Here is a 6,857-nt window from a genome sequence, read left to right as displayed (position 1 = left end):
ACTGGCGCAGCTCGCTACCGCGCGAGCGGATGCTCAAGGACGCCAGACCCGGATGCCCTGATTGCGGCACAGTCACACCTTTGATCAACGATCCACGTCAGCGTCGAACCGTGTCGACAGGAGCAACCCAGCGGCCCCCAGCAATGTTGAGCGGTCGTCGTCGGCCACCAAAGTGATCTCGGGCAGTGGCCGCCTTCGGTTGAGCGACCACGACAAGCTCTCGGAGATGATCTGAGCAGCCACGGCCCCTCCATGACCGACGTCGCCGTGGATCAGATAGTGCCCTAGACCCAGCACCTGCTCGAGGTTCGCGATTCCCTGGGCGATGTTTCTCAGGTATCGGTGCAGGAGCTCGTCAGCTTCCATGTCGGTTGCCGCGAGCCCTACGAGGTCCGCGCAGGTCATCTCGGCGGCTCCTGCAAGCCCCACGCGCATCGCCTCGCGGCGCAGCCAGGGTAGGGTCGCCACCGTTTCCCAGCACCCGATCCGGCCGCAGACGCACCGCTCCCCGTTGAGGTCCACCACCATGTGCCCGACCTCTCCGCCGGCCCCGTACGGGCCGCGCACAATGCGGCCGTTCAGCACCATTCCCACGCCAAGGACCTCCCCAGTGTGGAGCGAGGCGAAGTGGGCAAGCTCTCGACCGATACCAAACCAGAGGTCACCGATGGCCTGGACACGCGGATGGTGGTCGACGACCACGGGCACTCCCAGACGCTCGCGAAGGAGTTGCACGACAGGCATCCCGGCGAGCTCCGATGCTAGGTAGAGCTCCAGCAGAACCCCCGCCTCAGTGTCCACCATGCCTGCAGCAGCGACACCGACTCCACTGACGGGTACTCCGTCGAAAAAGCTCTCGCATGTCACAAGCACATCGGCGACCGTAGGAACACCTTCCCAGACCATCCGATGTTCCAAAGCGATCTCCCCATCCATGCGGAACACCGCGCAGTGCACACCGTCGCCGAAGAGATATACGCCGCCCAGCTTTACGCTATCGCTGAACCACAGGGGCTTTGCCGGCTTACCTGCGCGCTTCCCGCTCATGCCGGATGCGGCAGGCACCGGATCACACTCGACGAGGATCCCGGCATCGAGGATCGGCTGCACGATCGCGGTCACTGTCGCTCGGCTGACACCCAGGGCTTTCGCGAGTTCGACACGGCTTTGCTGACCTGTCCGATGGAGGTAGCGGATAAGTCGGGCACGATTCGCGGCTCCGATATCAGCCGGCGTGAGTACCGTCGCGTCACGCACCGAGCTCGCCTGACTCCTCAAGCCGCCTCCCCCGCCACTCGATGGCTCTGCATCGATGCCAGTTCCTCGCCACGGGGCAACCGGGCACGATCCGATCTGATCACGAGGTCACCCTAGACAGTTCGACGAAAAGTTTGTAGTCTCCTCCAACAAATACCGGCAATGCCGAGATGACGTTGCGCAAAGGAGCCAAGGACATGGGGCCCACCCGTGTAGGAGTCATCGGAGGTGGGATCCGCGGACGGATCTTCGCGGAAACCACACACCACCACTCAGGGGCGGAGCTGGTAGCGGTCTGCGAACCGAACCGCGATCGCGCCACTGCCCTGGGCGACGCCCTCGGTATTCAGACATTCGACTCGGTCGACGAGCTCCTCTCAAGCGGCGCAGAACTCGATGCGGTAGTCGTTGCCACGCCGGATTTCGCGCACGAGCAACCTGCAGTCGCCGCTCTCGATGCCGGACTCGATCTCCTGATCGAGAAGCCGCTTGCTACCTCAGAGGAGGAAGCCCAACGGATCATCGCAGCTGCCGTCCGAGGCGGGGGCAGGATCGTGGTCGGCTTCGAGAACCGCTGGAATCCGCTTTTCAGCGCTGTGCATCATCGGCTGCGATCCGATAACCACCGGATGGTCTCCCAGCGCGCTCTCCTGCAGGACACGATCTTCGTACCCACGGAGATGCTGAGCTGGGCCGCGAAGTCCAGCCCCGCCTGGTTCCTGATGCCTCACGTGCTCGACATGGCCACATGGCTCTCCGGCGCGCGGCCAGTCGACGTGTTCGCGCGAGGGGTCAACCACGTCCTCCGCGACCGCGGGGTCGACACCTGGGACCGCGTCTCGGCAAGCTTCGCGATGTCAGACGGATCGATTCTCGACCTCGACTGTGGCTGGGTACAGCCGACCGGCAAGACCTCCGTGTTCGAATTCCGCTTCGAAGTGGAGACCGATGCCGATGCCTACGTCATAGACGTCGACGCAACCGGTGCCAGACATGCCACAGCAGCTCGCACTGGCACCTTGGGTGCGTTGGAGCATGACAACCGAGGACGCCCGCAGGGCGTAGCCGCCGACATGATGCGTGACTTTATCGACCTCGTCAGCGGCGCGGACCTCGATCTCCCCGGTGCGGAGCAGGGTCTTCTCATCACACGCGCCCTTGAAGCCGTCCATCGTTCGCTCGAAACCGGTTCCGTCGAACCGATCACCTCTTGAAGGGATTTGCCTCATGTCTCCCATTACCCGCTCGACCTCCCGCCGAGCAGTGCTCGGAGCCGGCGCCGCCTTTGGGCTGGCCTCCTGTGTACCTCCTGACTCAGACCGAGCTGCAGGCACCGAGACGGGTGCCGGCGAGCAATCTTCCGGCGGTGAAGCGTTGGCCCCCGACGACTCTTCCCTCGAAGGTACGGAAATCTCGATCCTCGACGACAACACCAACCTCGTGTTCCAGGAAGGGCTGATCGAGAGATTCCAGGAAGAGACCGGCATCGTGGTCAAGAATTACGAGATGGCGAACTTCAATGACCTCCATGATCGATTCGCCACAGCCTTCGCCGCTCAGGACTCATCTATCGACGTCGTCATGACATGGGCAGGCTTCTCAGCCGAGTTCGGCCAGGCTGGCTGGCTCCAGGAGCTTGCCCCCGAGGCCATTCCTGATGACCTCATCCGCCCCGCCCTTGATGCCGTCTCCTGGGACGACAAGGTGTACGGCTTGCCGAAGTTCGCCAGCGTGCAGACCATGTTCTGGAACAAGGACCACTTCTCCGACGCCGGGCTCGACCCTGACACTGCCCCGGAGACGTGGGACGAGTTCATCGAGGCCGCAAAGGCAACGACAGTTGACGGTCGCTTCGGCTTCTGCTGCGACATGGGCAACCCCGCTGGCGCCTACCAGAATTTCCTCCGTGCGCTGCTGCTGGCCGGAGGAGAACTGTACGACGCGGACTGGACGCCACAGTTGGACAGTGAGGCGGGAATTGAAGGTCTGACCAAGATGGTCGAACTCCTGCACACACACAACGTCATGGATCCGTCGTCACTGCAGATCACGAACGCTTCAGATCTCATCGAGATCTTCGCTCAGGGACGGGCCTCCATCGTCTTCAATTGGCCGTTCCAGTGGGCGTCCGCCACTGCGGAAGGCGCCGCGACCTCAGCGGAAACCACAGGGAACGGCCTGATTCCCGGCATCAACGTCCGCTCGGCCTCGATCGACGGGTCAGAGGGCTACGCAATCAGCACGTTCTCTCAGAACAAGCAGGCAGCCCTGAAGTGGCTGGAATTCGCGTCAGGGGCCACCGCACAGAAGGAGATCGTGGAGCAGGAAGGGTGGTTCCCGGTCTCGCAGACCACCCTTGACGATCCGGCCACGGTCGAGGCGCTCCCCGTCGTAGAGACCTACAAGCAAGCCACCGAGTACGCCGTAGAGCGCTACGGCGTACCGTGGTCGAACGAACTGGACCAACTACTGTCCGTCCAGGTCTTCCGGGCGATGAACCAGGAGACCGAACCGGCAGAAGCACTCCAGACCGCGCAGGAGGAGCTCCTACCGATCGTCGAGAGGTACATGGGCTGATCCCATGGCACGCAGGAAGCTCACCGCGGGGGAACGCGGGGACCGCCGATTCGCGATCCTCGCAGCATCTCCGGCCGTCCTCACCATCGCGGCACTGTTCATCTATCCGCTGTTCTATGCAGTGGTGCTGTCGATGTACCAGATGAATGACAAGATCCCAGACGCCACGCAGTTCGTCGGCCTGTGGAACTATGCCCAACTGGCAACGGACCCCAACTTCCACGAGGCGTTGGTCCGTACGGCCGTGTTCTCGTTCTTCACAGTGTTCGGTGGTGTTGCACTCGCGGTGGGTATTGCGCGTCTCCTGCAGTACCCGTTCAGGGGGCGAAACGTCGCCCGGGTACTACTCCTGGTCCCCTGGGCCGTTCCTCCGGTCGTCAACGGGATCATGTGGAAGCTGATCTTCGACGGCACTTACGGGGTCGCCAACGCGGTCCTCGGCGGCGTCGGACTAATCGATGCACCGATCCAATGGCTCGCCGATCGCCAGCTGATCATGGGGGTCTTGATCCTCGCCGAGGTCTGGAAGCTCACCCCATTCCTTGCCCTGATGACCATCGCCTCAATGCAGGCGATCCCCTCGAACGTCTACCGTGCCGCTTCGATCGACGGCGCAGGCGCCTGGGCGCAGTTCTGGAAGGTCACCCTGCCGAACCTCCGGGGGACACTCATGTTCCTGCTCATCGTGCAGTCGATGTGGTCGATCAAAGTCTTCGACACGATCTATGTCTTGACCGGCGGTTCGGGCGGCCCTGCGGAAGCAACGACCACCGTCAACTTCCTGGCGTACCTGACGACATTCAGCTATCTGGACCGTGGCTACGGCGCTGCCATGTCCATCTCGATCATGGGGATCGTCATCCTGGTTACCGTCTTCTGGATCCTCGCCCTCGGCCGGCGGAAGGAGAAGGCAGCATGAGTTATTCCGTGACGGCACCACCGCCAGGGACACCCTCAGGTACTGAGTCCCGGCCAGGCCCCGAGCGCTCCGGCACGGCACCACGCCCCCGGAAGGGCCTCGCGGGAACCGTGTTCCATCGAACCCTGGTCGTTCTGCTGATCTTCTACCTCACCATCCCCTTCGCATGGATGGTCGTTTACAGCGCGTATCCCTCTACCAATCTGCGGGCCGAGCGCATGGACTTCTCGCCATCGGACCTCACGCTCGCAAGCTACGCAGATCTACTGTCCGACAGTTCCTTCGTGACACCGATTCGCAATTCGTTCATTGTCGCCGCCGCTACCACCCTTATCTGCATGGTCCTCGGTTCGTTGTGCGCGTACGTCTTCGCGCGCTTCCGGTTCCGCGGACAGCAGACACTTCTACTCGGGATGATGACTGTCCAGGCGATACCGGCCGTCGTGCTCGCTGTGCCACTGTTCGTGTTGCTGCGCGCATACGGTCTCTACGATTCAATACTGGGGATGATCATCACCTACACAGCATTCATACTCCCGCTCGTGGTGTGGATGATGGTCAGCTTCTTCGAATCGATTCCGGTGAATCTCGAGAAGGCTGCCAGAGTCGACGGATGCACCCGCCTCGGCATCATCCGACGAGTGGTCGTACCGCTATCCGGACCCGGTGTGGCGGCCACCTCCATTTTCGCTTTCATCACCGCGTGGAGTGACTTCTTCCTCGCTAAGGTGCTCACCTCGAACAACACACCTCTCCTGCCTGTTCGCACGGCTGCGTTCCAAGGTCTTTTCGCTATGGACTACACGGCAGCGGCCACAGCTGGCGTGATTACGGCGCTCCCCGTGCTTGTACTTGCTCTAGTGGCGCAGAAGTGGATCGTGCAGGGAATCACGGAAGGAGCAGTGAAGGGCTGATGGCTCAGATCGATTTGCAGGGAGTCTGCAAGAAGTACTCCCCGAAGGATGAGCGCTATGCCGTCGAGCACCTGACATACACGATCCCGAACGGGAGTTTCGTGTCACTGCTCGGTCCCTCCGGATGCGGGAAGTCCACCACCCTCAACATGATCGCCGGACTGGAGTCCGTCACTGATGGTGCGATCATCGTCGATGGGCAGCATGTCGAGGACCTTGAACCTCACAAGCGGGATCTGGCGTTCGTCTTCCAGGACTACGCTCTCTATCCCCACCTTTCGGTCGCGGACAACATCGCGTTCGGATTGAAGATGCGGAAGATGCCGAAGGCCGAGATTGATCAGCGCGTACTGGAAGCGGCCACAAAGCTGGAGCTCGAGAAGCACCTACGACGCCGACCCAAGGCCCTCTCCGGAGGACAACGTCAACGTGTTGCCTTGGCGCGAGCCATCGCAAGGCGCCCAGGCGTCCTTCTCTTCGATGAACCGCTGTCGAATCTCGATGCCCTGCTGCGGGACAAGACGCGAGCTGAGCTCAAGCTTCTCCACGCAGATATCGGCGCGACCAGCGTCTACGTCACGCACGACCAAGAAGAGGCGATGAGCCTCTCCGACTTCATCGCCGTGATGAGCGCCGGCCGGCTGGAGCAGTACGGGACCCCTTCAGAGATCTACCGGACTCCTGCCACTGAGTTCGTGGCTGGGTTCGTCGGCAAGCCTCGAATGAACATATTCGACGCTTCGGTGAGGGGTCCCCGCACAGTCCGAATTGATGGCACGTCCCTCGACGTGGAAGTCCCAGATGCCGGTTTGGATAATCTCCGTTCGGTGCGTCTCGGGCTGCGTCCGACGGAATGCAAGCTGGTCAAGACGTCGGAGAAGGAGCGGGACGGGGAGGTCCTTGTAGTGGAGCCGCTGGGCAACGCGACCGACGTGATGCTTCGCATCGGCAACGGCGACTTCATCGTCCGGGAGCCAGGATTCACGGCCCTGTCGCCCGGCGATTCCGTACGGCTGGACACCAGCGGAGCTGCACCGCACGTGTTCGATCCCGAAACGCACGCCCGGCTCTGACCGTACGCCCGGGCACTCGAGGGCGATGTCAAGGCGTCGAAGCAACATGGGGCTCGCCGGCGAGCAGTCGAGCGAATGCCTCGGTGGGCGTGAGATAGCCCAGTCGGCGGCGGGGTC

6 protein-coding genes are annotated in these 6,857 nt (G+C 62.3%); 5 read left to right on the top strand and 1 reads right to left on the bottom strand.

The window, feature by feature from the left end:
- Nucleotides 1-84: 84 nt before the first annotated feature.
- The gene (locus tag M3B01_RS14205; protein WP_259793155.1) at nt 85-1,122 is read right to left on the bottom strand and encodes an ROK family protein; all 1,038 of its coding nucleotides are present in this window, start codon (nt 1,120-1,122) and stop codon (nt 85-87) included.
- Between the two features lie 305 nt (nt 1,123-1,427).
- On the opposite strand from M3B01_RS14205, the gene M3B01_RS14200 reads away from it, so the two are divergent.
- Genes M3B01_RS14200 through M3B01_RS14180 form a run of 5 tightly spaced genes read left to right on the top strand, consistent with a single transcriptional unit; the run spans nt 1,428 to nt 6,740 of the window.
- Nucleotides 1,428-2,471: a Gfo/Idh/MocA family protein gene (locus M3B01_RS14200; RefSeq protein ID WP_259793154.1), complete on the top strand. Its 1,044-nt coding sequence runs from the start codon at nt 1,428-1,430 to the stop codon at nt 2,469-2,471.
- 13 nt (nt 2,472-2,484) lie between these two features.
- Nucleotides 2,485-3,834, top strand: coding sequence for an extracellular solute-binding protein (locus tag M3B01_RS14195; RefSeq protein WP_259793152.1), 1,350 nt, complete (start codon nt 2,485-2,487; stop codon nt 3,832-3,834).
- A gap of 4 nt (nt 3,835-3,838) precedes the next feature.
- Nucleotides 3,839-4,753, top strand: coding sequence for a carbohydrate ABC transporter permease (locus M3B01_RS14190; RefSeq protein WP_259793150.1), 915 nt, complete (start codon nt 3,839-3,841; stop codon nt 4,751-4,753).
- A complete protein-coding gene (locus M3B01_RS14185) occupies nt 4,750-5,667 on the top strand; it encodes a carbohydrate ABC transporter permease (RefSeq protein WP_259793149.1) in 918 nt (305 codons plus the stop codon). The genes M3B01_RS14190 and M3B01_RS14185 overlap by 4 nt, the downstream gene beginning before the upstream one ends.
- A complete protein-coding gene (locus M3B01_RS14180; protein ID WP_259793146.1) occupies nt 5,667-6,740 on the top strand; it encodes an ABC transporter ATP-binding protein in 1,074 nt (357 codons plus the stop codon). The genes M3B01_RS14185 and M3B01_RS14180 overlap by 1 nt, the downstream gene beginning before the upstream one ends.
- Nucleotides 6,741-6,857: the final 117 nt, after the last annotated feature.

Source organism: Brachybacterium sp. p3-SID957, from assembly GCF_025144775.1.
In the GTDB taxonomy this organism is placed as follows: Bacteria; Actinomycetota; Actinomycetes; order Actinomycetales; family Dermabacteraceae; genus Brachybacterium; species Brachybacterium epidermidis.
The sequence above is the reverse complement of the archived record's forward strand: the minus strand, read 5'-3'. Positions and strand labels throughout refer to the sequence as shown.

Excerpts from the sequence above, each read along its gene's own strand:
- M3B01_RS14180 (WP_259793146.1), top strand. The coding sequence starts at position 5,667 with ATGGCTCAGATCGATTTGCAGGGAGTCTGCAAGAAGTACTCCCCGAAG.
- M3B01_RS14195 (WP_259793152.1), top strand. The coding sequence starts at position 2,485 with ATGTCTCCCATTACCCGCTCGACCTCCCGCCGAGCAGTGCTCGGAGCC.
- M3B01_RS14190 (WP_259793150.1), top strand. The coding sequence starts at position 3,839 with ATGGCACGCAGGAAGCTCACCGCGGGGGAACGCGGGGACCGCCGATTC.
- M3B01_RS14185 (WP_259793149.1), top strand. The coding sequence starts at position 4,750 with ATGAGTTATTCCGTGACGGCACCACCGCCAGGGACACCCTCAGGTACT.
- M3B01_RS14200 (WP_259793154.1), top strand. The coding sequence starts at position 1,428 with ATGACGTTGCGCAAAGGAGCCAAGGACATGGGGCCCACCCGTGTAGGA.